Annotated in this window: 28 protein-coding genes; 14 read left to right on the forward strand and 14 right to left on the reverse strand. The window is 50.1% G+C overall.

All coding sequences use genetic code 11. The annotated features are described in order from the left end of the window. The first annotated feature begins 192 nt into the window (after positions 1–192). Positions 193–1,095 carry a sigma-70 family RNA polymerase sigma factor gene (locus H581_RS0126675; RefSeq protein ID WP_028612670.1) on the forward strand — a complete coding sequence of 301 codons (903 nt, stop codon included), beginning with the start codon at positions 193–195 and terminating at the stop codon, positions 1,093–1,095. Between the two features lie 109 nt (positions 1,096–1,204). Here H581_RS0126675 and H581_RS0126680 read toward each other — a convergent pair whose 3' ends face one another. Beyond that, positions 1,205–1,624, reverse strand: coding sequence for a cupin domain-containing protein (locus tag H581_RS0126680; protein WP_028612671.1), 420 nt, complete (start codon positions 1,622–1,624; stop codon positions 1,205–1,207). Between the two features lie 213 nt (positions 1,625–1,837). Here H581_RS0126680 and H581_RS0126685 point away from each other — a divergent pair, with 213 nt between their 5' ends. From H581_RS0126685 to H581_RS35510, 4 genes are all read left to right on the forward strand, one after another. Then, complete coding sequence (locus H581_RS0126685; RefSeq protein ID WP_028612672.1) at positions 1,838–2,599, forward strand: DUF975 family protein; 762 nt, start codon at positions 1,838–1,840, stop codon at positions 2,597–2,599. A 294-nt stretch (positions 2,600–2,893) separates the two neighbouring features. Further along, positions 2,894–3,655 (forward strand): prolipoprotein diacylglyceryl transferase, encoded by a 762-nt coding sequence (locus tag H581_RS35505; RefSeq protein ID WP_036720112.1) that lies wholly within the window; start codon positions 2,894–2,896, stop codon positions 3,653–3,655. 2 nt (positions 3,656–3,657) lie between these two features. Continuing rightward, positions 3,658–5,097: a radical SAM protein gene (locus tag H581_RS0126695; RefSeq protein ID WP_028612673.1), complete on the forward strand. Its 1,440-nt coding sequence runs from the start codon at positions 3,658–3,660 to the stop codon at positions 5,095–5,097. Beyond that, positions 5,081–5,386, forward strand: a complete 306-nt coding sequence (locus tag H581_RS35510) for a hypothetical protein (protein WP_051251393.1) — start codon at positions 5,081–5,083, stop codon at positions 5,384–5,386. The genes H581_RS0126695 and H581_RS35510 overlap by 17 nt, the downstream gene beginning before the upstream one ends. A 329-nt stretch (positions 5,387–5,715) precedes the next feature. Here H581_RS35510 and H581_RS0126705 read toward each other — a convergent pair whose 3' ends face one another. Together H581_RS0126705 and H581_RS0126710 are read right to left on the reverse strand one after the other, a co-directional pair. After that, positions 5,716–6,297 carry an effector binding domain-containing protein gene (locus H581_RS0126705; RefSeq protein ID WP_245600162.1) on the reverse strand — a complete coding sequence of 194 codons (582 nt, stop codon included), beginning with the start codon at positions 6,295–6,297 and terminating at the stop codon, positions 5,716–5,718. After that, entirely contained in the window at positions 6,269–7,651 is a 1,383-nt protein-coding gene (locus H581_RS0126710; protein WP_028612675.1) for an AraC family transcriptional regulator, read from the reverse strand. The genes H581_RS0126705 and H581_RS0126710 overlap by 29 nt, the downstream gene beginning before the upstream one ends. A gap of 365 nt (positions 7,652–8,016) precedes the next feature. Here H581_RS0126710 and H581_RS37485 point away from each other — a divergent pair, with 365 nt between their 5' ends. Further along, positions 8,017–9,432, forward strand: a complete 1,416-nt coding sequence (locus H581_RS37485; protein WP_084134798.1) for a GNAT family N-acetyltransferase — start codon at positions 8,017–8,019, stop codon at positions 9,430–9,432. Between the two features lie 334 nt (positions 9,433–9,766). On the opposite strand, the gene H581_RS0126720 is transcribed toward H581_RS37485, so the two are convergent. After that, positions 9,767–10,156 carry a winged helix-turn-helix transcriptional regulator gene (locus tag H581_RS0126720; protein WP_028612676.1) on the reverse strand — a complete coding sequence of 130 codons (390 nt, stop codon included), beginning with the start codon at positions 10,154–10,156 and terminating at the stop codon, positions 9,767–9,769. A gap of 120 nt (positions 10,157–10,276) precedes the next feature. Between H581_RS0126720 and H581_RS0126725 the strand changes: the two genes are divergently transcribed. Beyond that, positions 10,277–11,290, forward strand: coding sequence for a zinc-dependent alcohol dehydrogenase family protein (locus H581_RS0126725; protein WP_028612677.1), 1,014 nt, complete (start codon positions 10,277–10,279; stop codon positions 11,288–11,290). A gap of 74 nt (positions 11,291–11,364) precedes the next feature. Here the strand turns inward: H581_RS0126725 and H581_RS0126730 are convergent, their stop codons facing one another. After that, on the reverse strand, positions 11,365–12,564 hold the full coding sequence (locus H581_RS0126730) for a hypothetical protein (RefSeq protein ID WP_028612678.1): 1,200 nt from the start codon (positions 12,562–12,564) through the stop codon (positions 11,365–11,367). 349 nt (positions 12,565–12,913) lie between these two features. On the opposite strand from H581_RS0126730, the gene H581_RS0126735 reads away from it, so the two are divergent. Genes H581_RS0126735 through H581_RS0126745 form a run of 3 tightly spaced genes read left to right on the forward strand, consistent with a single transcriptional unit; the run spans position 12,914 to position 16,245 of the window. Beyond that, the gene (locus tag H581_RS0126735; protein ID WP_028612679.1) at positions 12,914–13,804 is read left to right on the forward strand and encodes an SDR family oxidoreductase; all 891 of its coding nucleotides are present in this window, start codon (positions 12,914–12,916) and stop codon (positions 13,802–13,804) included. Positions 13,805–13,845: 41 nt separating this feature from the next. Continuing rightward, positions 13,846–14,553, forward strand: a complete 708-nt coding sequence (locus H581_RS0126740) for a ThuA domain-containing protein (protein WP_051251394.1) — start codon at positions 13,846–13,848, stop codon at positions 14,551–14,553. A gap of 39 nt (positions 14,554–14,592) precedes the next feature. Beyond that, positions 14,593–16,245 carry a GMC oxidoreductase gene (locus H581_RS0126745; RefSeq protein WP_036720115.1) on the forward strand — a complete coding sequence of 551 codons (1,653 nt, stop codon included), beginning with the start codon at positions 14,593–14,595 and terminating at the stop codon, positions 16,243–16,245. 204 nt (positions 16,246–16,449) lie between these two features. Here the strand turns inward: H581_RS0126745 and H581_RS0126750 are convergent, their stop codons facing one another. The 3 genes from H581_RS0126750 to H581_RS0126760 are packed head-to-tail and all read right to left on the reverse strand — an operon-like array spanning position 16,450 to position 17,528. Next, entirely contained in the window at positions 16,450–16,821 is a 372-nt protein-coding gene (locus tag H581_RS0126750) for a VOC family protein (RefSeq protein WP_245600163.1), read from the reverse strand. After that, positions 16,822–17,142, reverse strand: a complete 321-nt coding sequence (locus H581_RS0126755) for a luciferase domain-containing protein (RefSeq protein WP_028612683.1) — start codon at positions 17,140–17,142, stop codon at positions 16,822–16,824. It abuts the gene before it with no gap. Continuing rightward, entirely contained in the window at positions 17,139–17,528 is a 390-nt protein-coding gene (locus H581_RS0126760; protein ID WP_084134799.1) for a MarR family winged helix-turn-helix transcriptional regulator, read from the reverse strand. The genes H581_RS0126755 and H581_RS0126760 overlap by 4 nt, the downstream gene beginning before the upstream one ends. Before the next feature lie 257 nt (positions 17,529–17,785). Between H581_RS0126760 and H581_RS0126765 the strand changes: the two genes are divergently transcribed. Further along, positions 17,786–18,502: a DUF4386 family protein gene (locus H581_RS0126765; protein ID WP_028612685.1), complete on the forward strand. Its 717-nt coding sequence runs from the start codon at positions 17,786–17,788 to the stop codon at positions 18,500–18,502. A gap of 147 nt (positions 18,503–18,649) precedes the next feature. On the opposite strand, the gene H581_RS0126770 is transcribed toward H581_RS0126765, so the two are convergent. From H581_RS0126770 to H581_RS0126785, 4 genes are all read right to left on the reverse strand, one after another. After that, positions 18,650–19,657: a FecCD family ABC transporter permease gene (locus H581_RS0126770; protein WP_028612686.1), complete on the reverse strand. Its 1,008-nt coding sequence runs from the start codon at positions 19,655–19,657 to the stop codon at positions 18,650–18,652. Next, on the reverse strand, positions 19,654–20,661 hold the full coding sequence (locus tag H581_RS0126775) for a FecCD family ABC transporter permease (RefSeq protein ID WP_028612687.1): 1,008 nt from the start codon (positions 20,659–20,661) through the stop codon (positions 19,654–19,656). The genes H581_RS0126770 and H581_RS0126775 overlap by 4 nt, the downstream gene beginning before the upstream one ends. A gap of 107 nt (positions 20,662–20,768) precedes the next feature. Next, positions 20,769–21,713 (reverse strand): iron-hydroxamate ABC transporter substrate-binding protein, encoded by a 945-nt coding sequence (locus tag H581_RS0126780; protein WP_028612688.1) that lies wholly within the window; start codon positions 21,711–21,713, stop codon positions 20,769–20,771. A gap of 105 nt (positions 21,714–21,818) precedes the next feature. After that, on the reverse strand, positions 21,819–22,142 hold the full coding sequence (locus H581_RS0126785) for a hypothetical protein (protein WP_028612689.1): 324 nt from the start codon (positions 22,140–22,142) through the stop codon (positions 21,819–21,821). Between the two features lie 165 nt (positions 22,143–22,307). Here H581_RS0126785 and H581_RS0126790 point away from each other — a divergent pair, with 165 nt between their 5' ends. Further along, positions 22,308–23,015, forward strand: a complete 708-nt coding sequence (locus tag H581_RS0126790) for a DUF4386 domain-containing protein (protein WP_028612690.1) — start codon at positions 22,308–22,310, stop codon at positions 23,013–23,015. On the opposite strand, the gene H581_RS0126795 is transcribed toward H581_RS0126790, so the two are convergent. Beyond that, positions 23,010–23,579: a Crp/Fnr family transcriptional regulator gene (locus H581_RS0126795; RefSeq protein WP_028612691.1), complete on the reverse strand. Its 570-nt coding sequence runs from the start codon at positions 23,577–23,579 to the stop codon at positions 23,010–23,012. The two genes, H581_RS0126790 and H581_RS0126795, sit on opposite strands and share 6 nt — an antisense overlap. Before the next feature lie 669 nt (positions 23,580–24,248). Continuing rightward, on the reverse strand, positions 24,249–24,356 hold the full coding sequence (locus tag H581_RS38510; protein ID WP_169507548.1) for a putative holin-like toxin: 108 nt from the start codon (positions 24,354–24,356) through the stop codon (positions 24,249–24,251). A gap of 654 nt (positions 24,357–25,010) precedes the next feature. Between H581_RS38510 and H581_RS0126810 the strand changes: the two genes are divergently transcribed. After that, positions 25,011–25,811: an ABC transporter permease gene (locus H581_RS0126810; protein ID WP_028612693.1), complete on the forward strand. Its 801-nt coding sequence runs from the start codon at positions 25,011–25,013 to the stop codon at positions 25,809–25,811. Positions 25,812–25,818: 7 nt separating this feature from the next. Next, entirely contained in the window at positions 25,819–26,631 is an 813-nt protein-coding gene (locus H581_RS0126815; protein ID WP_028612694.1) for an ABC transporter permease, read from the forward strand. Positions 26,632–26,640: the final 9 nt, after the last annotated feature.

The raw sequence follows: 26,640 nt of genomic DNA on the forward strand, positions 1-26,640 counted from the left end.
TCGGTATTCTTCGTGTAATCCGGTTTCCCTTGTCACTTACTATGTCGTAAGTCAGCGAGGAAACGTGACGGATACGGTGAAAATTTATTTGGGATAAGTAAAATGCAGAATTCATACATCCTCCGTTGTCACGTTTGTTGAATTTCGTACGACATATAAGTAAAAAGGAACGAAGGAAGAAGTGATGTAATAATGAACGATCATGATTGGCTGGTGGAACAATTCGAGGCGCATCGAAAACACCTGCAAACGGTGGCTTACCGGATGCTCGGATCTTTAAGCGAAGCGGATGATGCCGTACAGGAGTCATGGATTCGTCTTAGCCGCACCGATACTAGAGAGGTCGAGAATATGGGGGGATGGCTGACAACGATAGTCTCTAGGGTGTGTCTGGATATGCTGCGAATTCGTAAATCGCGGCGTGAGGAGCTTGCGCTGGTGAATGTGCCTGAACCGGTTAATAGCCGTCAGGACGAAAGCAATCCTGAGCACGAAACATTGTTGGCCGACTCGGTTGGTCTTGCGATGCTGATGGTCCTTGGAAATTTGAATCCCGCCGAACGCATCGCATTCGTATTGCACGATATTTTCGCCTTATCTTTCTCGGAGATCGCCCCGATTATAGGGCGTAACGAGGCAGCAGCCAGACAACTTGCGAGCCGTGCGCGCCGTCGGATTCAGGGAGCGAAAGCGACTGCGGATTCGGAGGAGTTCAAGCGAAAACGGGAGCTTGTAGATGCTTTCCTAGCAGCGTCGCGTTCTGGAGATTTTGAGAAGCTTCTTGCGGTATTAGACCCCGATGTTGTGCTCCGGCAAGACCCTGCATTTCCTCCGGTCGCAGCATGGCCAGTTGTTCACGGTGCGGAAGCTGTGGCAAAAGGCTTCGCTGGTCGCGCCCATGGTGCACGGCCGGTGCTCGTGAACGGATCTGTAGGCGTGGTTGTTGCTTCTCGCGGTCAAATGCTTTTCGTGCTCGAACTCAAAATTGTGGATGGCAAGATCACCGAGATCGACATGACTGCCGATCAAGCGCGCGTTCGCCGGCTCGACTTAGCAGAAATGAAGAGCCCGATTATGCCGGCAGCTTCATCATAACTGTTTATTGATCTATCCTCCCCGTTGAGAAGACGGCAGCCGGTGAAGTAGCTGCCGTCCCTACGTGCATATTGAGTTATAATTACCCGAGGAAGTTTAACATCTGATCCTATTCCTGCCAGGTCACCGGTTTATCGAGTATGACGCCATCCGTCTCCACCCATTGGCGGAGACTGCCCGCTTGGACTTGAATTACGATGAAAGACAAATCGCCAGTACCGTTATTGCGTAGAGTGCGTTCGCCTTCAGGTGCAACGCGAACCGTCGTGCCTTCCTTGACATCAATAATCTGTCCATCCACCTGGAACTGACCTCGGCCGCCAATGAAAAGGTATAGCTCCTCATTCTCTCGATGTGTGTGATAGAACGGGATCGAGCCTCCTTGCGGAAGTTGGTTCAATGAAACCTCCATACCCGTTAGTCCAAGCCTGTCCTTCAGAAAGTACTTTCCCGGGATGGGGACCTTCGACATACTCATAAGGCTGCTAAATGGACCTGCTTCCACAACGCTGAAATTTATATTATTCATTTGATAACTTCCTTTCAATTTGATTTTAATAAAGGCACAAGATTATTATAGGAAAATTTCATAGGCTGCATTTCTTATGAATTGCTACTTTTTGTTTATTTTATATTTGGCCCTTGGCGGCATTCGAAGAATGAATCACTTCTTGTACCACTATAATATTCATGGGGACTATTGTAAGATGAATAACAAATAAACATGGGGAGATGGATTGCGATGTGGGATCGTAAAGAACTGAAGCGTGAAGCCAAGGATGTGCTGCGGAGATCGTACTGGAAAGCATTTTTGGTAAGCATTATTCTGGGATTTGTCGGTGGAGGCGGCGGCTTTCCCAGCTTTAACTTTAACGCTGGATCATCCGGTTCTTCAGGCATTTCCGACTCCCCCGGCGTGGAGATCGATTGGGGGATCTTCGCCCCCTTCCTAGCTATTGCGATTGGCATCATGATTATTGCCATTTTGTTCGCTCTAGCGTTTCGCATCCTACTCGGGTTTCCCCTCGAAGTCGGTTCGATGCGTTACTTCAAGCAATCTGCGGAACATGAGGCGAACCTGAATCATTTGGGCTTTGCTTTTAACAAGGGCAGGTATCTGGATATCGTGAAAGCGATGTTGTGGAGAGGTTTTCTGAATTTCTTATGGTTCCTGCTCCTCATCATCCCCGGGTTCGTGAAAATGTACGCTTACAGCATGGTGCCGTTTATTTTGGCGGATAACCCCAACATTGGGTATAGGCGTGCGGTGGATGTAAGCAATCAAATGACGCGGGGACATAAATTTCGTATGTTCGTGCTTGATCTAAGCTTTCTCGGATGGATCATCCTCGGAACTCTTGCCCTCTTCGTCGGCGTCCTGTTTGTACTGCCTTATATCAATGCCACAAAGGCGGAGCTGTATCTGAAATTACGCCAACTGGCGCTGAAGGACGGCCTGACAACGGAAGAAGAGCTTCGGCTGACTCAGACACCTGTCTATTAAACGTCAGCTGCCACTTGAATAAACTTATAAGGCTTGATATAACAAATATTTTATCGCCTTAAAATAAAAGCGGAGCCTAAAGACGGGCTCCGCTCATTTTATCTTGTCTTTGATTCCATCAGACGCCGCGATGAGAATCTTGTCAAACCTTTCAGAATCGCTTCTTTTTGGTTTACGGTAGAGAGAAGTTGTAGATGCTGCTAAAGGCGATTACGGTTTTGAACATAAAGGAATAACTGCCGCCCCTAGCGAATGTATTGAAAATAAATCCAAAAAAAGAAACTGGAGAATGCGATGACCTTTCCGATTTTCATCGATCTTGGCTTTATCAAGCTGCATCCTCATGCGGTATTTGAAGCGCTCGCTTATTTTATCGGTTTTCGGGTGTACCTCATCACGCGCAGCAAGGACAAGCTTCCGATTGTGCAGGGCATGTGGGTCATTGTCGGGGCTATTCTAGGAGCAGCTATCGGTTCTAAACTATTGTATTGGCTGGAAGACCCTATGCGGACGATCGCGAACTGGCATAGCTACACCTATTTAATGGAGGGCAAAACGATCGTCGGCGGGCTGCTGGGCGGACTGATCGGTGTGGAGTGGACGAAGAAACGCGTGGGCATTACCCGGTCCACGGGAGATGATATGGCGCTGCCGATTATAGTCGGCATGTTCATCGGGCGCATCGGCTGCTTTATGACAGGGCTTGATGATCATACCTACGGCACGCCGACAACTTGGATAACCGGCATCGACTTTGGCGACGGCATCCTCAGACACCCGACTCAGCTGTATGAAATGTTTTTCTTGCTTGTGCTTAGCGTCATGCTCTACCGGTTGAAAAAAAGAGCGGCCTTGCCTGACGGAGCGGTCTTTCAGCTTTTTATGACGGGGTATCTCTTGTTCCGCTTGACCGTCGATTTTATTAAGCCGACTCCCCATGTCTATCTCGGACTTAACCATATTCAGCTGGCTTGCCTCGCAGGCTTAATCTATTATTTTGCGTTGATGTACAAGTGGCTGGGACAGCCGCTGCGCTCCCATCGAAAGGAACTGTGACGATGACAACCAAAAACAGACCCTATATCTTCTACGAGCTAACGAACAGCATCTGTTCGAAGTGTTTACGCAAGGTTGAAGCTAAAGTCATTATTGAGGACGATCAAGTGTTTCTGCTCAAGTATTGCGGACATCACGGACGCGAAAAGGTACTGATCGCAAGCGACGCCGCCTATTATAAGAAATGCCGCGAATTTCTGAAGCCTGCGGAAATGCCGCAGCAATGGAACACGCCGATCCGCTACGGCTGTCCCTATGATTGCGGATTATGTCCCGACCATGAGCAGCATAGCTGTCTGACCCTGCTCGAGGTCACGGACCGCTGTAATCTGCAATGCCCGATCTGCTATGCGGAGTCCTCCCCGCACCGGGATTCGTGGCGCTCGCTTGAGCAGATCGAGCAAATGCTCGACGCCATCGTCCGTAATGAGGGCGAGCCCGACATTGTGCAAATCAGCGGGGGCGAGCCTACGATTCATCCGCAATTTTTTGAAATATTGGACCTCGCCAAGAGCAAGCCGATCAAGCATATGATGGTCAACACCAATGGCCTGCGCATTGCTCAGGACCGCAGCTTTGCCAAGCGGTTAGCGGAGTATATGCCCGGCTTTGAAATTTACTTGCAGTTCGACAGCTTCCAGGAGGAGGCGCTGCGAGAGCTTCGCGGCGTTGATCTGCGCGACGTCCGCCGCCGGGCTCTGGAGCATTTGAACGAATTCAATATCTCGACCACGCTGGTCGTAACGCTCAAGAAAGGGCTGAACGATCATGAGATCGGCGACATTATCCAGTTCGGCCTGAAGCAGCCCGCCGTGCGCGGCGTGACCTTCCAGCCGATCCAGGCGGCAGGACGATTGGAGGATTACGATCCGGCGAAGGATCGCCTGACTCTAAGTGAGGTGCGGCAAGGCATCATTGACCAATCGGGCGTTTTTCGTGCGGAGGATATGATTCCGGTGCCTTGCCACCCCGACTGCTTGGCGATGGGCTACGCCTTGAAGCTTGGTGGGGAAGTACTGCCGCTTACCGGTTTAATGGACCCTCAAGTCTTACTGGAGGGCGGCCGCAACACGATCGTGTTCGAGCAGGATCAGACGCTCAAATCGAAAATATTCGAGCTGTTCTCGACAGCTCATTCCCCAACCTCTTCAGCGCTTTCGCTGAAAAACCTGCTATGCTGCTTGCCGATGGTCGCCGTGCCTGACAACATCAGCTACGATAACGTATTCCGTGTCATCATTATGCAGTTTTTAGATCCCTATAATTTTGATGTGCGTTCCGTCAAAAAATCTTGCGTTCACATCGTACACCCCGATGGACGAATCATACCTTTTGACACGTATAATATGTTCTATCGCGGCGATCAGGAGAAAAAGCTGGCCGAGCTGAGAAATGAATTTGACATGCGCCCGGGAGGTAAAATCAATGAGTGGAATGAGTGATGAGGAAAACAAGCAGCCAGACGCGCCGTCTTCCGGCAAAGCGCCAGGGCATACCAAGCAGGTATGGCTCGGAATCGGGCTGCTCGCTTTACTGCATTTATTGCTTTTCGTATTTCCTATCGCCTTTTTCTTTATCAGCATCGCGCAGCTCGTATACCTGATTCCTGCTATCGTTATTTTTCGCAAAAAAAGCGGCATCGTTCAAGGATTAGCGATCGGAGCCGGCATTACGGTGCTGTTGAACGCTGCCTGCTTCGGGCTTTTGATTAGCGGGAATTTCCCTCTGTAAACTCTACTATTTGTGAAGTTGATTCCGTGTTGGAGCAGAACAAAGCTGCCGCTCGGCAGCCCGAATTGTTTAGGTAAGGCGAACGGATGCCGATGCAGTTTCCAAAATTGAAACTAAATGATTTTATTTTCCATTGAATAGGAAGTTAATTTCAAATCTTGAACCTATTTAGCGGAAGTCGGAGGTACTGATCACGGATTGAACGGCTTAATTTCAGTTTCTGAAACAAAACGGCTTGCGGAGTCCATTGTAATCGTAATGAATTTCAGTTTTTGAAACTAACTTTACGTACATTCTGCTTGATCGGTTATCCTATCATAATTACCTAGTCATTCCGGCATCGCCTGAATCGGAAGCGAATATTTGGCGAAGCCTTCGCCTTCATAGTTGTAGCGTTCGCAAATAATGTATTTCCGATCATTCGCGCCTACGATAATGTCGTTGTCGTTGACATATTGGTCGACGACGCGGCAGGCCGCATCATAGTCGCCACTCTTGTTGGGCACGACAACGCATTTCTGAGGTGGCAATGTCGTCTTGAAATACCATTCTGGAACGCCGTCGAAAGAGTCAACTTCCACACAGAGGATATAGGCGTGCATATCGGACTCGCTCTGCGTAGGAACCTCCGGCCAAATGCCGAATTGAATGGAGGGGTTTTTGACGAATGGGAAATGCTTTGTCGACGACAATAACCCTTCTTTCGCATGATGGTACTTACCGCTCATGTCTTTCAAGCTGATGCAAGGAATTCCTATTAGCTTCAATTCGCCATGTTCTACGATCTGCGGCTTCATATCTTCCATCATTTTCACCTCGAATTGGGATTGTCGTCGTATGACTTTGAGCGCCTGCGTGACATATTGAGGCTGATAGTTTTCTTCACTGGTTTTCTTTGCAGAGTTGTTCATTCCGTGCACTCTCCTCTAACAGGATAGGAATATAAACTTTCACAATGGCGTCCCGCTCTATATTCATTCCTTGAAACGTGTGATATTCCGCGAACCATTGCCTCTTATCGTCCAGCCGATAGCTGGCGTTCGCCGAGATCCAGCGGTGCATCTGATCCAGAACGCCGGTCAATAAGCCATATGTCTTGGATACGCAGCAAGCATATGAACCGGAATCCATGTACTTCTGCTCGAGTCCTGCCATATCCTTGGCTGCCGGTTCAGCTGCAAGTATCCCGTTCTCCCACCAATATTCTTCATAATCTTTAGCGCCGTAATGATAGGACATATAATATTTCCCTTCGTCGTCCCGTTGGTTTCCGTCAGACTTCCTCTCGTACCAATCGATCAACCGCTGTTCGGCAACCCTTTGAGCTTCGGCTCCGTATCCCCGGCAAAAGAAAGCTTTTGCCGTCACCAGATCGACGACTTCAATCGTTTCGTTGCGAAGCTTTCGTTGCACGGGGAGGTTGAGGTTCATTCTTGTTACTTTGCCGTTGTATGCGATGAACTCCTCCATGTACTGATGCTTGCCGATTTCAAATGTACTCTTCGGCAGCCATTCTGACAGTAACCGGTTCCAGCCGTCCTGAACAGTCTTAGGTGACTGCGCGGCGATTTTTCTTATGGCATACAACCCTCCGATGAACGGCTCTTCCGTAAAGGCATCATTCACAATACGTTTCTCTTCACTGATGATGAGTACTTTGTAACCATACCGAAGCCCGCCGTCCGTTTCAGGAAGATCGGTATTATGGCCGAAAATCCGCATCTTTGCGGATTTTCCCGCCTCGCTTGCTGCAAGCTTCTCGTTAACAACCCGAAAAGCCTCATTTTCCATCCCTTCTTCCTGCTCGGAAATGTGCAAATAGGCATACATCTTGCCCGGCATGAACCGAATGACTTTGACGTCGGGGAACCGTTCGGTCTGCTCTCTGTCTTCCATGTAGGCGACTTGCTCGCGCAGGCGGATCGGCTCGAAGCTGAAGTAAGTGTCGGCATTGCGATAGACGGCCGGAGTCAATCCGACGATCTTCTTGAACACCTTTGCGAACGCATGATAAGACTCGAATCCGCTTTCCCACGCGAGCTCCTCCACCGTACGTTTCGAATTTCTCAAATGATTGGCGGCGACACTCATTCTTCTTTTGCGAATGTAGTCCTTGACGGGATGTCCGGTAAGCGCATAGAAGACCCGATACAATTGGGCAACTGAAGCGTAAGACTCTTCTGCAATTTTGGTGAGATCCAACTCTTCTCCCAAATGCGCCTCGATATAGTCGATCGCCCTTTCTACTGATTCCTCATAGCTCATTTTCGTCACCTGTCATTTAGTCTTCTTGATTATCATTATACCAAAGGAAAATGCCCCCAGTATGTTCGAAATTCTCGAAAATCAAAAGACCGCCGCTTAAAGCGGCAGCCCAAACCTCCGTCGGATTCCCGCCTTTGCTATTTGTTATAAATCAATTTAACTTAATTTCCACCTTGATTATACCGGTTAATTATTTGACAATATTCATGGGAAATAGGCTATCGGTATTCACGATCTTAATATCCCAACTACGACCTAAAGGAGTGATGGTGTTTGAATACGAATCAAAACACAATAGAATCTGTGAGAGGTCGTTATTTGTAAACAATTGGACCTCTCATCAGGCAATGGGAGGCAAACCGGCAATGATGTCGTTAAAGAACATGGTACGGGGATCGGAAAATGAGTCCGTAGCCAGACAATTGATTCCGTTTTGGGAACATGATACGGGGACGTTAAAGTTTTGGAGAGCAAGCAGCAATTTCGTCTACTTGTTTGAAAGAAACGGTACCCGGTTTTTTCTCCGGTTTATCCACGAAGAAGATAACACCATCGGGAATATTCAGGCAGAGCTTGATTTTATGCTGTACCTGATTTCCAAAGGCTATCCGACAGTCGCTCCCGTCCCTTCCAGAAACGGCAATTGGATCGAAACAATCCGGACGGCGGCTGACGGAAGTTATTACGGCGTTGTATTCGAGCAATCCAAGGGAATCCATCTTCCGCTTGATCAAATGACGGATCGGCATGCCGAGGAGTGGGGAAGATCGCTTGCTTCACTGCACATTTTATCCGAAACGTATTCTTCCGGAGCGGCAGCGCGAGGAAGCTGGCTCGATACGCTGACATTCGTTTCTTCCATATTGCAACGGCATCCCCATGAGCAAGGCGCCTGCCAGGAGCTTGAACAATTGCGCGGACAGCTCTCGGAGCTTCCTGCCGGCGCGGAACATATGGGACTGATTCATTATGATTTTGAGACCGACAACGTTTTTTATGAGGCGGAACAATCGCGGTTTTGCGCCATCGATTTCGACGACGCGATGGTTCATTGGTACGCGATGGATATTGCGTCCGCGCTATCGGATCTGGTGGAACAAGAGGATGACAACTCGCAGCGGAAAATAGAGCATTTTCTAACCGGGTATCGGTCGATCAAGCCTCTGGATGAACGTTACGTTCAGTTCTTTCCCCTATTCCAAAGGTTTGCAGACCTCTATACTTTCGCTCGACTGCTCCGCAGCGTTGAGGATATGGATATCCACGGCTCGCCGGAGTGGGCGATCAGACTCAGGGATAAGTTGATGGGCATATGCGATCGGATACGCAGGCGGTACCGACCGGCAGTTACACTCAGCCCCATAGATCAAAGCAATTGGTATGCCTGCACGCAACTTGAAGTAACGGACGAACAAAAGAACGTTTTTCCTGTATCGGCTGTCTATTGGCTCGCAGAGTCGGCCTACTGCGGGTTTACTCCTCTGGCTATTTACGATGGCGAACAATTAGCGGGCTTCGCGGTTTGCGCCGTCGATCCCGACGACGGGAGCTGCTGGATCATGGCCTATATGATCGATCGCAAATTCCAACATAGAGGGCTCGGACGTTATGGCATGGAGAAGCTTATAAACCATATCAAAGAGAAGCACGGCTGCCACAAAATCGTTCTTGGACATCGGCCTGAGAACGAGCGGGCAGCCGGGTTATACACTTCACTTGGATTTATAGAAGTAAAGCGTGATGAACATGAAGTCATACGTGAATTGAGATTTTTGAAATAAGGATGACTTTATAATCCCCATAAAATTTCGGTTCACTTGGGGCTGTCTCAAAAGGGATAAGCTTGACTGAGGGATAACTAAGGCCCTTAGCCGTATGCCTATACTGGAATTCATCCAGTTTAAGAGCGGATTTTTGTCCCAGATGGTGGCTATCGTGGATTTCATCCAGTGGAAAGCCTCGTATCTGATTATGAGTCCTCAAACAGATAAAGTTACTGCGAAAAATACTGTATAGGCCGAAATTAGGATGTGATGCTCGATAGTTACTGTACGAAATCCAGTAAGGATGTGATGCTCGATAGCTACTGTACGAAATCCGGTATAGGTCTAGTCGCTATACCCTTTCCTCGACAGGAATCTGATCGGTAATCGCCTGGTCATACTCTTCTCTAGTCTTCATTACCGTGGGGTAATGTTCAGAAGCCCATACCTTTAACATTCTCAAGTACGGAATCAATGTTTCTCCAAGCGGAGTTAGCGTATACTCTACGATCGGCGGTACCGATGGCGTGACTTTACGGCTGACCAATCCGTCCCGCTCCAGCTGCCTCAACGTTTGCGTTAACATTTTCTGCGATATCCCTTCGATGCGCCTCTTGATCTCTCCATATCGGATCGTACCGTCCTCCAAGGAATAGATGACCAATGCGGTCCATTTATTGGATATAATCTCGAGTACATGGCTATAGCTGCAAGCGGTCAGGGATATGTCAAATGTCTTCATGCGCATCCCCCTCCTTCCCTTACGCACCTTCGAGTTCGTAACCGACCTGAAAGTGCCGTCTAGCTACATCTTAGTATATGGCTTATTGTGTGTCTATACCTCGATAAGGAGAGATGCAAAATGAAAGCTTACGTCATTCAAGGCGGTTTCGGACTCGATCACATTGTAGAAGTCGATCGCCCGGTTCCAACCCCCGCCCGTGGAGAAGTACTGATTCGAATGAAAGCCGTATCGCTGAACTCACGCGATATGGGCGTTATAGACGGATTTTATAATCCCGAACTGAAAGAACCGCTCGTTCCGGTATCCGATGGAGTAGGCGAGATCGTCGCCTTAGGCGAACAGGCCGGCAAATTCCGGATAGGAGAACGCGTGAGCGCGATCTTTACCCAAAGCTGGCTGGCTGGCGAAGCTACGCAAGAGAACTGGATATCGTCGTTAGGCAGTCCGCTGCAAGGGCTGCTCGCGGAATATGTCGTGCTGCCTGAAGAAGGATTGGTTCGCGTACCCGAATTTCTGACCGATGTCGAGGCGGCGACTCTGCCTTGCGCCGGCGTTACGGCGTGGCATGCGATCGTGGAAGAGGGCAAAGTGAAGGCCGGCGATACGGTTGTCGTCCAAGGCACCGGCGGCGTCTCCTTATTCGCCCTGCAATTCGCCAAGCTGCAAGGCGCCAAAGTGATCGTAACGTCAAGCAGCGACGACAAGCTGGCACGCGCGAAAGCGTTAGGCGCCGACTATGGCATCAATTACAAGGAAACGGTGGAGTGGGACAAAGCCGTATTGGAGTATACGCAAGGCCTTGGAGCCGATCATATCGTCGACCTTGGGGGCGGAGCAACGCTTAACCGTTCCATCTCCGCCTTAAGGGTAGGCGGTCAAATCAGTATCGTCGGCATTCTATCTGGAGCCAGCGTCGAAGGATTGGCCATTGTCCCTGCCATTCTTAGAAGAGCGAAGCTTCAGGCGATTAACGTAGGCAGCCGGGCGATGTTCGAGAGCATGAATACCGCTATCGAGCATCATCGTCTTCGCCCAATCGTGGATAAGGCGTTTCCGTTCCCGCAAGCGGTCGAGGCCCTCGCCCATCTGGCGAAAGGCTCCTATTTCGGCAAGATCGCCATCCTATTTTAATTCAAACGAAACAAAGAGCGATCCTCTTCCTAATCGGAGAAGATCACTCTTTGCCATTTTCGCAGCTCGATTGCCTACAAATCGGCGTTTAATGAGATTTGCCCATTTGCAAAGACGATATCCGAAATAAATTCGGTTCCCTCAATGTCGAAATTCACAAAGCAGTCAAGGTTGGAAATGGCTGCGGTAAACAGAGACAAGCTGCCGTCATGGTTATCTGTAAGGAGCATATCTCCGCCCGTATGCGTGTAATCAAGGGTTACGATTTGTTTAGCAGCCGGATTGAAATAAGCCGCATGAGAGCGGTGAAGCCCGGAGCCCCAGGAATAGGTGAAATACAATTCCGATCTTCCATCGCTGTCCAAATCGGCAAGAGCCATGCTCGTCACGCCGAAGCCCCCGAACCATTCACCGAGCGAATATACTTTACCCTCATATAGCAGGAATGAAGCGGAAGACGTGTTATATTTGAAAATCATATAATCGGAGTTTTCTCTTACATATTCAGGTGTAATGTTATAGCACGTGTCTGTGTCATAGCCCGATTCAAAGTCCTTTTGCAGAGCTAGAAAGGCATCGACTTCTTCCTGAGCTCCGACCAAAGCGGATTTCACCGGCAACTCCCCGTCAAGCTTTTTAATTTTAAAAATATTCCAGAAATATTCATTCTTTTGGACATTGGCGGCATCCTTGTGCACCTTTGCCAGCCATATCTCTCCATCCAGCAGATAGAGCCGATAGGCAGGAGAAACGGACGGATCGGTTAATGCGTACTGGTACCGCCCTTTATATGATGAAATATCAGGAACACCGGTACCTTCCACAAGAAAACTATTCTTATACTCATGCTCATCCACCGTTATCCGCTCGTAGACGATTTCCATTTTTTGCTGATTACCGGCTTCGTCGGTTAGGATGAGTGCGTTTTCAGTTAGGGTGTAGTATTCCTCATACCCCTCTGTGGCGATAAAGGAGCTGAGCGGATTCATGTAAACCTGTTTTTCGAACCCATAACTGCCATACAGCTCCCCCGTCTCCTTCGGCATTTCATTCACCGTTGGATTCGCGGCACAAGCGGCGATAGCTATTATACAGGCAACGGCTGAGAAGGCGGCAATCCATCTTTTCGGCTCCTTAAAGCGCAGAACATTGTTCACGCGCTCCCGTACACCAGTCTCTCCGAAAGCCAAGCGGATGAGAAGCACTGCAACGATCGCAATAGACGCCGTGGTGCTCATGTTTAGCACTATTAAAAACAGCGTTTCCAGTCTCATCCCTCCTTATGTTCATCAATCAAGCGTTTGAGCTTGTCTGCTTCCTTTTTGGAAAGGGTCTTATTTCCGAAAAACGAAACGAGAAACTGCGGCAACGAGCCCTCGAAGGCCGACTTTATAAAATAGACACGACCAGCATAAAGCGATAATCGCTTTCATATGGCTTCAAGTTTATCATATTTGCCTCCCACGGGGTTTATCATTATAAACCGCAACCTCAGATTATAACCATAAACCGAGGTTGTCAATCAGAGAGTTAATCACATCCAACCGGTTTCAGGCATAGTGTAAAAGGTAATCGGCATTCGCCCAGTTCGGGCAGACACTTTATCCCCAAGGGGGACGGGAAATGCAAAAGAATTTCGGAAGCTACACAAAATGCGAGGATATCCCCATATCTCACCCACCGCAGTATCAGCCGCAGCAGCCGGGCATCGAGTCTATCATGATTCCAAGACCGGTATCCGAGAAGGCTTCCTATACCGGATCCGGCAAGCTGCTCGGCAAAGTTGCCATTATAACCGGCGGCGACAGCGGTATTGGAAGGGCGGTCGCCTATGCCTTTGCCAAGGAAGGGGCGGATATCGCCATCGCCTATTATAACGAGCATGGCGATGCCAAAGAGACGCAAAGCCGGGTGGAGCAAATAGGAAGGCGTTGTCTGACGATGGCAGGGGACATCGGCGACGAGGACTTCTGCAAGTCGGTCGTGGAGCAATCCATGCGCTGCTTCGGACGAATCGATACGGTCGTCAACAATGCGGCTGTCCAATTTAATCAGCCCAGTATCGAACTCATTACCCGCGAGCAGCTCGAATTGACGTTCCGAACGAATATATTTGCCATGTTTTATCTGGTCAAAGCGGCTCTTCCCTATTTAAAGCCCGGCAGTACGATCATTAATACGAGCTCCGAAACCGCGACTAGAGGATTTCGCAATCTGATCGATTATTCTGCCACCAAAGGCGCGGTCAGCACTTTTACCCGATCGTTGTCGATGTCGCTTACCGAACGCGGAATCCGCGTCAATGCTGTGGCTCCCGGGACAACGTGGACGCCGCTTATTCCGGCGTCGCTGCCGCCGGAGTACTATATATCCTCCGGCTACGATACGCTCTTGAAACGAAGCGCGCAGCCGGCGGAAATGGCCCCGGCTTATGTATATCTTGCATCTGACGATTCCTCCTATGTCGTCGGCCAGGTCATCCATATCAACGGAGGCTCGTATTTCGGTTCTTAAGATTATTCCGGCGATAAGGAGTGTCTGAGGGGAGAACGCTTATGAAGAACAAAGATGATATCCAGTCGCAAACGGATAAAATCTTTCAGAAGAACTCGCGAAAGAAAGCTCTAATTATTCAAGGCGGTTACGAGCCTCATAATCCCCGTGCAGTAGCCGAGGTGCTCGCGGCCTTGCTCGTCCGGGAAAACTTTGAGGTTGAAATATCGGATACGCTCGGTATATTGGATGATCGGGAAAAGCTGATGCGGGTGAATCTGATCGTTCCCGTATGGACGCTTGGAACGCTCACCCCGACTCAACTGCGCAATCTCTTGGACGCCGTAAGCGGCGGAGCCGGTCTTGCCGGGATGCACGGCGGCATGGTGGACGCATTTCGCTGCGAGGTCGAGTATATGCTGATGGTGGGCGGTCAATTTGTCGCGCATCCCGGTGGGGCGGGCATTACGTATGAGGTTCGTATTTGCAGCCGGGATTACCCGATCACGGCGGGTATCGGCAATTTTGTCGTCACAACCGAGCAGTATTATATGCTTGTCGATCCAGCCAACGTTGTTCTGGCGGCCACCTGCTTCCCGCGCGCACGCTTTCCGGAAGTCTGGAGACCGGTGTCTATGCCGGTCGTATGGATCAAGCAATACGGGGACGGCCGGGTGTTCTTCAACGCTTTGGGACACTCTCTCGATATCGTAACCAGGCCGGAGGTGCTGAAGATGATGCAGCGGGGAATGGCTTGGGCGGCACGTTGACCGGAGCGGTCCCCAAGCAGTTCGAAAGGAAGTGATCTCTTGAGAATTTGTATTGCGAGCGACGGACATACTTTGCGTGCAATCGCGGATCTGTACCAGATACCGCTTGACGGGCTGACAGAGCTCAATCCGCATATAGCGGAGCCTGACCGGAACATTGGCGGCAGCGCGGTAAATCTTCCCCCGCTGCATAGGGACAATAGGGAACGGCTTTACATCCCCCCCGATTGCCCGCCTGCTCCTGAAACCGGTTATCTCGACCAATGGATTCCGCTTACGCCGCTTGAAGATATGGAACGCACCGTGTATGACGTCCTGATCGTCGGAACCGGCGCGGGAGGCAGCGCCGTGCTCTGGCGGCTATGCGAGCAGCTCCGCGCCAAAGGCAAGAGGATCGGCATCATCGATGCAGGCGGCCTTCTGCTGCCGATGCACGCCCAGAACCTTCCGACGATCGATGTGAAGCGTTACGTGCAGTTATTTACGAATCCCAAATTCTCGATCCCGATTGGCAAGCAAATCCCGGACTTTCCCGCAGCGACGCTGTTTCATGCGCTTGGAGGAAGAACCTTGTTCTGGTCCGGCGTCTCCCCGCGCATGCATCCATCGGCACTGTCGAAATGGCCGGTTTCGTTAAAGGAGATGAGCTATTACTACAACGTTGCCGAAGATATTATGAAGGTTTCCCGGGCGTATACGGAAGGCTCTTCGCTGACGCAGCAGCTTGTCAAGCTTCTTCGGGAAGGCGGATACACCGAAACTTCGGGCTTTCCGCTTGCTGCGGACACGGCCCAGACCCGTTACGGGCGCGTCAAGTCGAACGTATTTTTCAGCGCTATGAATTTTTTCGGCTACTCCTTGAATCTTAGACCGTTCGATTTGGCCGTCAATGCGTACGCGGTCAAAGTGCTTTCTCACAACGGAAAAGTTGCAGGAGTAGAGGTGAAATGCAACCAAAGATCGCATATTCTTCAGGCAAAGAACGTCGTCCTGTCGGCAGGCGCGTTGGAAACGCCTCAGCTTCTGATTCATTCCGGAATTCAAGGCGGGGCGATCGGCCACTACTTAACCAACCATTCCTTTCTTATGGCGCACGGGCTGATGGACAGGGAGAACTTTCCCGAGTTGATGGGTACGCTCGGCGTATTGATTCCGCAGACGGAGAGTCAACCTTTTCAAATTCAGCTTTACGGACCCGGTGAATATTTCTGGTACAGCTACGAGCGACAGCCGATTCGCAAAGAAGTAGGCGTCCGATTCGAAGGCTTCGGCATCGTGGAATCGCGGTATAGGAATCGGGTATATCTGGACCCTAGCCGGCTGAACAAATACGGCGTTCCCGAAATTCAGATCGACTTCTCTTACAGCGATAGAGACCGGGAAATCATAGAGATGACGGCACGGGGAATCGAGCGGGTATCCGATATTATTCAGGCGCCGCTGCTTACGGAGAATGGCCGTTCGGACCTGTGCCTGATGCCTGCGGGACAAGATAATCATGTATCCGGAACTTGTCGAATGAGCGAGAACCCCGCATTGGGCGGTACGAACCCTTTTGGCGAAGTGTTTGGCATGCCAGGCTTATTCGTGGCCGACAATAGCGTTCTTCCGCCGATCGGCGCGTCCAATCCGACGCTTTCGACGGTGGCGCTGGCCATACGTACCGCGGACTATTTGGCGTCGCGGCTCTGATCCGGCGACCGGCGCCGCTGCATATCTTTTTACTGCAGCGAGCCGCATCGCGATTAAAAATAGATGAGTATAGTCCGCGCTCTTAACAATCTGGCATGCAGTGAGGATGCACGAGCTGATCCATTCTAATAGCCTTTTTTGATCTCATGGACCTGCCTCAAGAAGTCGCCCGGCAGGACGACTCCGCATCATGTTTTCGCAGCATTAGGTTCGATAATAGGACAACACCCAGCACACGCCGTTTCGGTCGGTAACGATCGCTAGCAGCCCGTTAAACGGAGCTTCGTACACTTCCGTATTAATCGTCCCTCCTGCTGCAAACTCACCGTATATCCTCCTGAAACCTTCCTCCGTATCGATTTTCAAGAAGACTCTCACGTAGTCGCCTTTCAGCAACGGCTTCGACGCTTGAGTATCGGCAAACTTAATACTTGCACCCTCCACATGCAGATCCGCGTTGAGCACCGCTTCCCCTTGCTTACGCAGAATCTTGACTTCGCCGCCCAAAACGCTTTGATAGTACTTGATTTCGTCCTTGCAGTTATCAACTACGATAAACGGTTGCGCTATCATCATTTACATCCTCCTAAGGTTCATTTGATCATATTTGGAACGTGCGATTTCAATGGCGTGAGAGACATCTTGCTCCGTATTCAAATACACAGACACCCATCCTGAACCGGGATACATATGATGCGCCATTGCTTTCCCCTCATTAACCCATCGGTCGCGTTCCGATTTTGGCAAAAGCAGGTCAAATAGGCGGTCACCATGAAGATGCCCGATTTCCTTGCCGTTCAATTGAAATTCTATCCCTCCGAACCGATGAGGATGGATCGTGACGCCAGCCCAGGACGACAGCTCTTCGGTCAAAACTTTTCCTCCGTTTCCACTCATCTCGGCATCTCCTCCTGTTCGCTCAGATTGCGAAGTACGGTCTTCAGCAGGCTTAACAGCAAGTCATACTCCTCGTCGGCAATGCCCTTCCGGGTCTTGTTCTTAACGCGATTCAGCGCTGCCTGCACCTTCGGCGCCACCTCGCGTCCCGATTCCGTCAAATAGAGCAGCTGGTAGCGATTGTCGGCGGGATCGGCTTCCCTGCGTACGTATCCTTCGGCTTCCAGCTTGGCGATCGCCTTGGCGGTAGTCGTCTTGTCAATGAGCAGCTTCTCGCTCAGTGCTTTCTGTGTGGTTGCTTCCATACGCGCAATCGCCATCAGAAAAATATACTGCCCGCTTCCGATTCGATATGGCGCCAACTCGGTTGAGATCAATACCTGCATATGGCGATAGATGGCCGAAATGTATTGGCCGTGCGATTCCGTTGCGCCTTTGCCATTTTGCCCCCAAAGTTCGTTCAGTTTACTCCCCCCTTAAATAGAATGCTATTGCAACTAATTATAGGATATGCGATATAGGATGTTATTGCAACTATTTTTTTTAAAACTCATCCAGGCGGTGTTTCATGACAGAGGCCTTATCATACTAAAGTATCTGTTTTAACTTACCTTTTCCTGTCATATTGTTATAAAAGATAGGTATGATAGGGAGGTTAAATAGGTTGAGGAAGAGTACAAATCCTTTTAGAAGGTCTGCAGTCATTACCGGAGTGTTATTAATAGCCGGGATGGTTGCAGGTATATTTAGTGTTGTTCCTGTTATTGATGGAGCAGACTACATTGTCAAGGCTTTTACATATGAAAACCAGGTACTACTAGGAGCGTTTTTCCAGTTGTTAATGGTGGTTGCATATGTCGGTATTCCTATTTTGATGTATCCGATTTTAAGTAAGCATAATAAAGGTTTAGCACTTGGATCTGTTGCTTTCGGCATTATTGCAGGCGTGTTCATTATTATTGGTGTAATCATTCTTCTGTTGCTATTGGCATTGAGCCACGAATTTGCAAAAGTCGGAACTCTGGATGTGTCGTATTTTCAGACCTTAGGCGGATTGTTACAGGCAGGACGCGATTTGGTGAACCATGTGGCAACGACTCTGGCATTTGTTTTAGCTATGCTCTTGTTTAACTGCATATTTTACCAGACAAAACTAGTACCGCGTTGGTTGTCGGTTTGGGGTCTTATTGGATCTACAGTGTCCATATTGGCAAGCTTATTATTTATGATTCGCTTCATCGGTCTGGATGCAGCCTACATGATGTTGAACATTCCAATCGCCTTTCAACAATTGGTTTTGGCTAAATGGCTAATCGTTAAAGGATTCAACGGGACGGTACAGGATTCTAAATCAAATTAATATGAAAGCTAGCTTTCTCGCACACCGGCTGGCGTCTCGGCTTATGCAGCTTCTTTCCGTTTAAGTTCGCGAGCGAGTATCTTCATAAAAAATACACCGCCCAAGGTTTTCGACTCTTGTGGCGGTGTATTCATAAATCATATACTTCTACTTTTTCAACAGAAGATACAGGAAGTAAGGTCCGCCGATGAGCGCGACCATAATGCCCGCCGGAATGCCTGCGGGATCGACGAGATTGCGTCCAACGGTATCTGCGAACAAGAGCAGCCACCCGCCCATAAGTACAGCGATTGGAACGTAATACTGGTGACGGCGTCCAATAATCGCCTTGGCGATATGCGGAGCCATCAGACCGACGAACGCGATGCCTCCGGTGACGGATACGGCCGCAGCGGCCAGAGCAACGGCAATCCCGAGCAGCAGCAGCCGGTTCCGGTTAATGGAGACGCCGGCCCCGACGGCAACCGCTTCGTCCATCGCCAGCAGGTTAAGAACGTTGGACTTATACAGCGTGTACGGAAGCAGGATCGCAAGCCACGGCATGAGCGACCATACGAACGGCCAATCCGCTCCCCAAATATTGCCCGCCAGCCACTTCGCGATAAAATCGACCTTCCTGTAATCGGCCGAAGAGATCAGGACAATCATTAAGCCTGACAGCGCCATCGCGAAGCCTACTCCAACGAGCACGAGCTTGACAGGCTGCAGCCCCGTCTTTTTGGAATAAGAGAACAAATAGATTAGTGCGGCAGTGGCCAGCGCTCCTCCGAACGCGACAAGCGGAAGCGCATAAGCGAACGTCTTCGGATCGAGAGGGAAATAAAGAAAAAATACCGAAATCGCCACGCCTGCTCCCGCGTTAATGCCGACAATGCCGGGATCGGCCAAATCGTTTCGCGTAATGCCTTGCAGGATTGCGCCGGACAGAGCGAGAGCCATGCCGGCCAGCAAAGTCACGACGATTCGCGGCATACGAATGGAGAACAGTACGAGATTTTCCTTGGTTGTACCATGCCCAAGCAGCGCCTGGATCAACCGATCGAAAGAGAGCGACCCGGAGCCAATGCTGATTCCAACAACGATCGTCGCCAGGATAAGCAGCAGCAAGGTCACGAGGACGGCAGCTTGTTTTTGAACTTTCGCGGCCCTGATCATGACAGCGACTTCACTCCTTTACGCACAACGAACAAGAAGAACGGGAGCCCGAGTACCGCCATAATAGCCACGACCGGCGTCTCGAAAGGTGCGAAGAGCGTTCGGCCGAGCGTATCCGCCATTAACATAAACGTCGCTCCCCAGACGATCGACATCGGGATGACCGCGCGATAATCGGTCCCGAACAGCGCTCTTACCATGTGGGGAATCATCAGCCCGATGAACGCCATGTTTCCGACGAGCGCAACGGCCGCACCGGCCAGCAAAATAATCATGATGTACAATACAGCTTTAATGTAAGCCGTTCTTAGCCCCAAGCCTACGGCGACTTCTTCATTCAAGCTTAAAATCGTAAGCGACTTGGACAAGACGATTGCGACAAGGAGGGCAACGACGATGAAAGGACTAATGACTTGAATTTGCCCCCACGTTGTGCCGACCAGCCCCCCTGCTGTCCACATCGTCACGTCTTTGGACGACTTGAACAAGAGGCCGATACCGTCCGATACGGCATACAGAAATGCGGACACCGCCGAGCCGGCCAGGACGATCCGGAACGGAGACAAGCCGCCTTTCTTCGCCGCGCCAATGCCGATAACAAGAAGCATGCCCAGCGCGGCCCCGACGAAGCAGATGAGCATGATCCCAAAATAATTTAGCGCCGGCATCACGGCAATAGCCAGGGCGAGCGACGCGTTCGCTCCAGCAGTCAGCCCGAGCAGTCCGGGGTCCGCAAGCGGATTGCGCGTCAAGCCTTGCATGATCGCGCCGGCCACCGCAAGCGCGGCGCCGACAAGCATGGCGGCCACTTCCCGCGGGTAACGGATTTCCCGAAGCATCGCGATCTTATCATCCCCGACACGGTTAGCCAGGACATGCCAGAGCTCGCGCAAAGACACATCCTTCGCGCCGAGCAGCATAGCGAGCAAGAACATGACCGCAAGCGCCGCAAGGCTGATTGCGATTTTGAGGGCAAAAGAATGGAACGACCGACTGCCACGCATGATGCGTTTCCTCCTTCCAGGTTATAATGACGCGAAAAAACCGAGATCGCCTGCATCTTGCCTGAGGCATCTCGGCCTTCTTCACCAGTCCGCATGCTATGCGAAGCTTATTTCAGGAAACCTTCCTTGAAGATGTTCAACAGATAATCGAGTGTCATTGGATCGCTGTACGTTGCAGCTTCCGTTTCGATCTCAATGATGCGGTTATTTTTGACGGCAGGAATTTTCTGCCAAGTATCTGTCTGCATGAAGGAATTGTCTCCCTCGGCGCTTCTGCTTAGAACGACGTAATCGCCGGCGTAGTCACTGAGAACTTCCGGGGATAGGGTATAGTAGCCCGGACCAAGAGCATCCGCTTTAACTTTCTCCGGCATGTTCAGTCCCATCGCCTGATACAGCAGCTCGGTTCCCCGCGCCCAGTTGTTGCCGAACACATAGAAGTTTTTCGAGTCGGTCTCGATGACCGATACCGTCGCGTCCTCGCCGATCTTCGCTTTGATTTCTTGTCCGACTGCTTCAGCCCGCAGCTTGAAATCGTCAATCCAAGCCTGCGTTTCCTGCTCCTTGTTCAGCAGCTTGCCGATTTCGAGCTGCTGCGCCAGGTAATCCAGTTTCCCCCAAGTGTATGCGACTGTAGGCGCGATCTCCTCCAGCTTATCGATACTTTTGCTGCTTGCGTCAGCAATGATCAGATCCGGTTCCAGCTCTACGATCTTCTCCAGATTGTCTTCGGATACAACGGTTACCCCGGTCACTTTCTCGGTGAAAATCGGGTTTTTGAACGTCCACTCATCGACGCCGATAACCGTTCCGTTCAGCGAGATGACGTTCAGTGCGTTCGTTAGAGCGACAATGCGCTGCGGATTGGCCGGCACTTCTACCGGGCCGAGCTCGGATTGATATGTAATCGTGCCGGAGTTGGTCGATGGCTCGGACGCCGCCGGCTCGCTAGCGCTTGGAGAAGGCGATCCGTTATTCGCGTTATTGCCCCCGCAAGCACTGATAATGACACACAACAAAAAAATAAATGGAATAAGCAGTTTTTTATTCACCTTGATGATTCCCCCAAATGATATTGATTATCAACCTCACTTGAACTAATATAACTATATTTAACTGGGTTGTCAACAAAATAAACGCTGTATTCTAGGCCATTATCACCAGACATTCCTCTCTTTCCCGCATAACACAATGAACATCGTTTCCTGAATGACATAAAGGGCAAAGAGACAAGGATCGATAAAGGTAACCTTGGCCTGCACAGGTCCGCCCGATATGCAGCCCAGCAAGAAGTCCGTATAATAATAAAACCAGATTTCCTTTTCTTTAACTACATTAAGCGCGTAGCAGTCGGCAATATCCGCCGCGTGATTCCCGTATACTTTGTTGCCGAGTTCATCACAGGCTACAAGGCCGAGAGCACCTATGGATTCTTCGATTCTTTTATCTGCTACGATTAGCACCTTGTAGGCTTTTCGCATACAGACTCACGTTTGTGAGGCCCGCATCCTGCAGGGAGAAGACGTTCGGCGTTGCCGTAACACCGAAGTCGCATTTCCTCATCACGCGTCCCTTGACTTAAGTCAATGAACATTCATAGCTCTCCCATTACAATGAGATCAAAACAATAATGAGGGGGTTATTCGATGGTTAGCTCAAAACAAGAACGATCGGATCAGCGAAAAGCTGCGCTGACTGGGGGAATATCGCTTATCCTGATGGTGTTAGCCGCATTTTTTTCGTATGGCTTTATCCATGGAAGCCTTATGGCGCAAGGGGATGCCGGCACTACGTTCCGGAACATCCAGTTATCGAGCATGCTATTCAAGGCTGAAATTTTTGGTTGGGTCGTCATCCTCATCTGCGATATTGCGGTCGCTTGGGCCTTCTATATTTTTCTGAAGCCTATCCATCGCCATCTTTCTTTGCTTGGCGCGTGGCTCCGTCTTATTTATTCGGCGATTCTGGGAATAGCGATCGCAAACTTATTGTTCGTCATGCACCTTACGGATAAAAGGAATGATCCATCCCTGTTTCCAACCGATTATCTTCAAGCTCAGACGCTTCTGCATATGGATACATTCGAATCGATCTGGTCTGTTGGTTTAATTATTTTCGGGGGACATCTTCTAATTGCGGGCTATGTCGCTTTCAAATCAAGCTCTATCCCTAAACTCGTTAGCATCTTATTATTAATAGCCTCCGTCGGCTATATCGCGATTCACATATGCAGCACTTTTTTGCCGCAATATGAAGGGGTTGTTTCGGTACTTGAATATGTATTCATGGTGCCCATGTTTGCGGGAGAATTCGGCTTTGGATTATGGCTGCTTTTCAAAGGAGGCAAATCATGAACTTTGGACTCGTTTCTTAATTCTGCTTAATGATTCCGGAGTCAAGCCCAAAAAACTTGCCAATTGATGCTGGGGTACCCGATCGATTAATTGAGGCCGGTTCCGTAACATCGATTTGAATCGTTCTTCGGGTGTAGACGCGATAAATGCTGCGAACTCCTCCTGCATCTGCCCGAAACTTTCTTCGATCATCTTGCGTGTCATTAGCTCCAATTGCCTGTGTTTGCGATACATTTCCTCTTCGGTATACAAGTCGCCAACGACAAGACAGGAGTCTTCCAGACACATAAAGGCATACTCGGACGGTTTAGGATGAACGAACATCGAGATAGCTTGTTCTTCCGTATAGAAGTTGGACGTGATCTCTTTGCCTCCTTCGTCAACCGAATACTGCCTGACGCAACCCTTCAGCACGAAGTAACATTTAGCGGGAACGTCTCCTTGTCTAAGGAGTACCGTTCCTTTTTTATATGCCTCAACAAGGATCTCGTCGAGAATCGTCTGCTGGTCTGCTTCGTTAAGAGGGGTAAATCTAGTCATATACTTAAGCAATAAGTTCTTCATTGGATTTTCCTCCTCTCTGCTAACAATAGACCCGTTCATTTATCGCCGTTTGGTACAATTAATGGCCTCGCTGAATAACACACGATTTTTCCAAAACTCTGTTTATGAGGATCGAACGTCACAGAAGTACAGAGCCTCGACGTAGAACGCAATTTTCTCATAGACTTTTCCTTCGAAGCTGTTTAGACTCGATAATTCCGTCAATCCTTCAAGAATTCCTTCCCCGTAATTATACTTCAGCGACTGAATTCGATCCTGTGTCATATAATCGGCATTATTGTTCTGATATGTTTCTAGCGTCTTATCAAACAATTCATCGTGTTCATATAAACATAGATGCTGTTGTATTCATCCGTAATTTCCGCTGGGATCGGCGGACTCTCGCTAAACCCAGCCTCATCCTGATCACCTGCTATGTAATATCCTTTACTGCGAATCGGCGTCTTCCCGTCCAGCAATCGACCTAACATTGATTAGTACAAGTTCACGCGATATTCCCCTCTCGCGGGCATAACCATTGTTTATTGCATGTATAAACTCACACCGTTATAATAAAACTAATGAAGGAGCCGTGCGCCAACACGACTCCTAGCACAGTAGACCGCTTCAAAGGCAGTCGGCTTTGGTTATTTAGTCAGAAATAGACCGTTCACCTAGCAGAGGGGCGGTCTATTCCTTTTGGTTGATCGCTGCAACGATGGTAACAACCACCGTTAGCAGCGCAATAATTAACGCACCAAAACTGATCATCAGCGTCAACGCGTCTTTAACCTCCATAGGCATCCCTCCCTTATTGGAGAGGTAGCCCACCACCCTTGCAAGCATTCTATGTGCTTGTCCTATTATAGCATAATTTGTCAGATGGATTAACAGACAAACGAATACTATTCTATGCCTTTCAGCTATTCCTCGTCCCCGCCGCCACCGGATGGTAGGTGGCTACAACACTGTTGTTTGCAGCATGTTGGTGGTTGTTTGCAGTCGAAAGCCTATCGACGGATGCGCAAAATATTGATGCATACGATCGTGCTCGACCCGAAGCTTCATGAACATGTTTTCAGAGCGCGAGCGTTGACTCCGTGTTATCTTTTAGCGCATTTAAGTACAGTGCAAAGAGGACATCGCCGTAAAGGTGTATCCGAGTCGCATACTATTATCCTGCTCAAGCCATCTCTACGTCCCCCGTCGCCACTAGATTTCCCTCATAAAAATCCAACCACTCCAGCTATCAAGTTTTGTATAAAGCCATTTTAATTGTACATTTCGAATGAAACTCTGCATCTCAAATTCGGATTTACAAGGAACTATGCATCCGGAATGGAATCCGGAAAAAAACTCTTATATGTAAAATTTATCGTGACGGGCTCCCTCTTTTCTGCTATTGTTTATTCAATTTATTCTTATAATTCAAGTTGGGTGGAGTGGTCGGACATGAGGGCTTACGGTTACCTGATTAAAATGCGGATGCTGACCTCGCTCGCCTACCGTTTCGACGTGTGGATCGGCATGATCGGCGACGTCATCCTGCTCGCGGCGACGGTCTTCATCTGGAAAGCGGCATACGGCGGCGACGTTCTCGGGTCGGGCGCATCCGTCGTCGGGCTGGACGGCATGATCACGTACACGGTCATCTCCGTCCTGATGACCGCCGTGTTCAGCACCGGCGTACAGAACACGATTTACACCCAAGTTCGTGAAGGCAACATCGCGCTAGACTTTATGCGCCCGCTGAACCTGCTCGGCATCTATTTGTCCGAGGACCTTGGGACCATGGTCAGCTCGATCGTGAACAAAGCGGTTCCGCTCGTGCTGATGGCGGCTCTGCTGTTCGGATTCCCGATGCCGGACAGCCCGATAGCGGCCGCGTTGTTTACCGTCAGTTGCATGCTCAGCTTCATGATCTTGTGGCTCATGAGCGCGATGGTCGGACTCGTTGCTTTCTGGGTGGCCGAGCTCGGCAATCTGGGCATGGTCAAGGATGCGTTCGTCCGCGTGCTGTCGGGGAGCATGGTGCCGCTATGGTTTTTCCCCGAAGGGCTGCAGCGGGTGTCGGAGTGGCTGCCGTTTCAGTATACGTACCAGCTGCCGCTCAGCGTCTACATCGGCATGGCAAAGCCCGCGGAGGCGCTGCGCGGAATGGGCGTGCAGTTGATCTGGATCGCATTGCTCGGCGTGCTGCTCGCTTGGATTTGGACGCGGGCGCGCGGCAAAGTGATGGTACAGGGAGGATGAGGCGAGCATGAGCGATGTTAGGCACTATTTGACCGTATTCGGCTATTACGCGAAGCTGGCGATTCAGCGGCAGCTCGAATATCCTCTTTTTCTCGTCAGTTGGCTGCTCATGATCCCGACGCAATATTTCGCCGGCGTGTGGATGCTCCGCATTATCGTCGACCGGTTCCAGCCGCTCGAAGGATGGGCGTTCGACGATCTCGCATTTCTGTACGGCCTCGGGCTGCTCAGCCACGGGCTCGTCGTCGTGTTCTTCATCCCGACTTGGGGCACCGAGTTCGCGGTTATTCGCGGAGAGTTCGATCGGCTGCTGCTTCGTCCGATGAACGTCTTTTTCCAATTCATTACCGGATATTTCAACTTCATCGGACTAATCGACCTCATACCGGGCGTCGTCATCTTCTTGTATGCGGCACACGCGGTCGATTTCGTCTGGGGACCCGGCAACGTCGTCAAGCTTGCGCTCGTCGTGATCGGCGGCCTGTTCATTCGCGGCAGTTTGTACACGATCGTCGGGGCGGTCGCTTTCTGGACGAAACGCAGCCGAAACCTGATCAACATGTCGGTTGCGACATTGGAGCGAACGACCATGTATCCGCTGACCCTGTACCCGCATGCGGTGCAGGCGGTGCTGACGTTTCTGTTCCCGATCGGCTTTATCAGCTTCTATCCGGCGGAGAGCTTCCTTGGCAAGACATCATCGCTGGAGCTGCCGCTTGGCATGGCGATTTGGACGCCGATCGCGGGCATCGTCTGCATGGCTGTTGCTTATACGATTTTCCGGATGGGATTACGCAAATACGAGAGCGCAGGTTCATAGGGGGCATAT

Source organism: Paenibacillus harenae DSM 16969, assembly GCF_000422465.1.
Classification (GTDB): domain Bacteria; phylum Bacillota; class Bacilli; order Paenibacillales; family Paenibacillaceae; genus Pristimantibacillus; species Pristimantibacillus harenae.

Bases quoted from the DNA above. Each gene is read 5' to 3' on its own strand.
- H581_RS0126675 (WP_028612670.1), top strand. From the start codon at position 193: ATGAACGATCATGATTGGCTGGTGGAACAATTCGAGGCGCATCGAAAA.
- H581_RS0126680 (WP_028612671.1), bottom strand. From the start codon at position 1,624: ATGAATAATATAAATTTCAGCGTTGTGGAAGCAGGTCCATTTAGCAGC.
- H581_RS0126685 (WP_028612672.1), top strand. From the start codon at position 1,838: ATGTGGGATCGTAAAGAACTGAAGCGTGAAGCCAAGGATGTGCTGCGG.
- H581_RS35505 (WP_036720112.1), top strand. From the start codon at position 2,894: ATGACCTTTCCGATTTTCATCGATCTTGGCTTTATCAAGCTGCATCCT.
- H581_RS0126695 (WP_028612673.1), top strand. From the start codon at position 3,658: ATGACAACCAAAAACAGACCCTATATCTTCTACGAGCTAACGAACAGC.
- H581_RS35510 (WP_051251393.1), top strand. From the start codon at position 5,081: ATGAGTGGAATGAGTGATGAGGAAAACAAGCAGCCAGACGCGCCGTCT.
- H581_RS0126705 (WP_245600162.1), bottom strand. From the start codon at position 6,297: ATGAACAACTCTGCAAAGAAAACCAGTGAAGAAAACTATCAGCCTCAA.
- H581_RS0126710 (WP_028612675.1), bottom strand. From the start codon at position 7,651: ATGAGCTATGAGGAATCAGTAGAAAGGGCGATCGACTATATCGAGGCG.
- H581_RS37485 (WP_084134798.1), top strand. From the start codon at position 8,017: ATGATGTCGTTAAAGAACATGGTACGGGGATCGGAAAATGAGTCCGTA.
- H581_RS0126720 (WP_028612676.1), bottom strand. From the start codon at position 10,156: ATGAAGACATTTGACATATCCCTGACCGCTTGCAGCTATAGCCATGTA.
- H581_RS0126725 (WP_028612677.1), top strand. From the start codon at position 10,277: ATGAAAGCTTACGTCATTCAAGGCGGTTTCGGACTCGATCACATTGTA.
- H581_RS0126730 (WP_028612678.1), bottom strand. From the start codon at position 12,564: ATGAGACTGGAAACGCTGTTTTTAATAGTGCTAAACATGAGCACCACG.
- H581_RS0126735 (WP_028612679.1), top strand. From the start codon at position 12,914: ATGCAAAAGAATTTCGGAAGCTACACAAAATGCGAGGATATCCCCATA.
- H581_RS0126740 (WP_051251394.1), top strand. From the start codon at position 13,846: ATGAAGAACAAAGATGATATCCAGTCGCAAACGGATAAAATCTTTCAG.
- H581_RS0126750 (WP_245600163.1), bottom strand. From the start codon at position 16,821: ATGATGATAGCGCAACCGTTTATCGTAGTTGATAACTGCAAGGACGAA.
- H581_RS0126755 (WP_028612683.1), bottom strand. From the start codon at position 17,142: ATGAGTGGAAACGGAGGAAAAGTTTTGACCGAAGAGCTGTCGTCCTGG.
- H581_RS0126760 (WP_084134799.1), bottom strand. From the start codon at position 17,528: ATGCAGGTATTGATCTCAACCGAGTTGGCGCCATATCGAATCGGAAGC.
- H581_RS0126765 (WP_028612685.1), top strand. From the start codon at position 17,786: ATGATAGGGAGGTTAAATAGGTTGAGGAAGAGTACAAATCCTTTTAGA.
- H581_RS0126770 (WP_028612686.1), bottom strand. From the start codon at position 19,657: ATGATCAGGGCCGCGAAAGTTCAAAAACAAGCTGCCGTCCTCGTGACC.
- H581_RS0126775 (WP_028612687.1), bottom strand. From the start codon at position 20,661: ATGCGTGGCAGTCGGTCGTTCCATTCTTTTGCCCTCAAAATCGCAATC.
- H581_RS0126785 (WP_028612689.1), bottom strand. From the start codon at position 22,142: ATGCGAAAAGCCTACAAGGTGCTAATCGTAGCAGATAAAAGAATCGAA.
- H581_RS0126790 (WP_028612690.1), top strand. From the start codon at position 22,308: ATGGTTAGCTCAAAACAAGAACGATCGGATCAGCGAAAAGCTGCGCTG.
- H581_RS0126795 (WP_028612691.1), bottom strand. From the start codon at position 23,579: ATGAAGAACTTATTGCTTAAGTATATGACTAGATTTACCCCTCTTAAC.
- H581_RS38510 (WP_169507548.1), bottom strand. From the start codon at position 24,356: ATGGAGGTTAAAGACGCGTTGACGCTGATGATCAGTTTTGGTGCGTTA.
- H581_RS0126810 (WP_028612693.1), top strand. From the start codon at position 25,011: ATGAGGGCTTACGGTTACCTGATTAAAATGCGGATGCTGACCTCGCTC.
- H581_RS0126815 (WP_028612694.1), top strand. From the start codon at position 25,819: ATGAGCGATGTTAGGCACTATTTGACCGTATTCGGCTATTACGCGAAG.